Annotated in this window: 1 protein-coding gene; it reads right to left on the reverse strand. The window is 56.7% G+C overall.

Going from position 1 to position 1,638, the window contains the following annotated elements:
- Positions 1–58 precede the first annotated feature (58 nt).
- Entirely contained in the window at positions 59–1,597 is a 1,539-nt protein-coding gene (locus E2K76_RS20095; protein ID WP_136686207.1) for an IS3 family transposase, read from the reverse strand.
- Positions 1,598–1,638: the final 41 nt, after the last annotated feature.

The raw sequence follows: 1,638 nt of genomic DNA on the forward strand, positions 1-1,638 counted from the left end.
TGTTGATTTCCACCGAGACGTGACCCGGTGGGGATGCGGACAAAAACTTGGACTGTTTTCACGGCATGAGGCCAAGGTTTCTACGGTATTCGATTGGGCTTCGACCACCAAGGGACATCTTGATGCGTGTTTCGTTATACCAGCGGATGTAGGCGTCAACCTCGTCGATGAACTGGGTCACGGTATAAGCCCGCCAATCTCGCGGATAGAAGAACTCGGTCTTCAGGCGACCGAAGAAGCCTTCACATGCCGCATTGTCTTGCGAGCTCGCCTTTCGTGACATCGAGCGAACGAGCTTTGCTGCATTTATCCGCTCCAGCCAGCCAAGCCAGCGATAGTGGCCTCCGCGGTCACTGTGGATTATGGGCCGCACTTTGCTGTCCGCGATGGTTTCAACCGCGGCATCAAGCATGGTGTTGGCGAGACCCGCGTCCGGTTTGGTCCCGATGGCCCAACTGATGACCATGCCGTCGAAGCAATCGATGATCGGAGAGAGATAGACTTTGCCTGCGCGTATCTGGAACTCGGTGATGTCGGTCAGCCATTTCTCATTTGGCGCAGAAGCCTGGAAGTCACGGTTGATGATGTTCTCCGGCGCCGGGCTGATCTCGCCCAGATATGAACTGTAACGCCGCCGCTTAGGCTTTAGGACGGCCAATGCTTCCTGTTTCATGAGGCGCCGGACCACCTTCTCGGAGATCAAGATAGAATACCGCGTCAGAGAAGCTGCAAGCCGGCGATAGCCGTAGCAGCGATGGTTGCGCTCAAAGATGTCGACCATAGCACGGCGCACCGGAAGATACTTATCTTCCAGATTGATACGGGCGCGTTGGTAGAAGTAGGAGCTTCGTGCCAGCCGTAACCGCATCAGCAGCGCCGATGGCCTATACTGATTTTTTAGGGCGACGATCAGCATGGTCTTTTCCCGATTGGTCAGGCTCTGCAGGTCGCCGCCAAGATCCTTTTTTATCAGTTCGCTCGCAGTCTTGAGCAGGTCATGCTCAATCTGAAGTTCGCGGATATCGCGCTGCAAGGCCGCGCGCTGACGTTCCAGTTCTTCGATCTCTGGATCCAGGGCGGCACTTTTCTTGCGTCTCATCGTGGCCGGAGCCTCCGCGCCAAGGAACTGGTTTTTCCAAGCATAAAGTGTCGGCCGGCTCACTCCGACCTTTTTCGCCAAAGCCTCCGCACTTTCTTCTCGGCAATAAAGGCCCACCACAGCAGCCTGCTTCGCGGCAGCGGGATGATGACCCGGTCCACGTGTCCCGGTGGACACCGTCCTGGTCTCAGGGAAAGCCTCGCGCACCCATGCCGTCAGCGTAGCTCGGCCGGGATAGCCTAACGCACGCATGGTCCATGAAATGCACCGCCCGTGGCTGGCATAATGTTCTAGCGCAACCTGCTTCTGTGCTTCCGAGAATTTGGGCGGACGAGGTGCCGACCCTATCGGCAAATCTTGACGGCGCTCGTATTCGCGATACCAGCCTACCAAGGTATTCTTCGTCGGATATCCCAGTTCGCGGATGGTCGCCCGCACGCGCTTGCCAAGCTGGATGTAGAGCTCGACCGCCCTCATCCGATCTTCGTAAGTATGCATGAACTATCTCCTAGATAGTCCAACTTTTTAGCCGCACCCCC

Origin of the sequence: Falsirhodobacter xinxiangensis (assembly GCF_004959935.1) — a bacterium.
GTDB classification, from domain to species: Bacteria; Pseudomonadota; Alphaproteobacteria; order Rhodobacterales; family Rhodobacteraceae; genus Falsirhodobacter; species Falsirhodobacter xinxiangensis.

Coding starts and splice junctions, on each gene's coding strand:
- E2K76_RS20095 (WP_136686207.1), bottom strand. CDS start 1,597: ATGCATACTTACGAAGATCGGATGAGGGCGGTCGAGCTCTACATCCAG.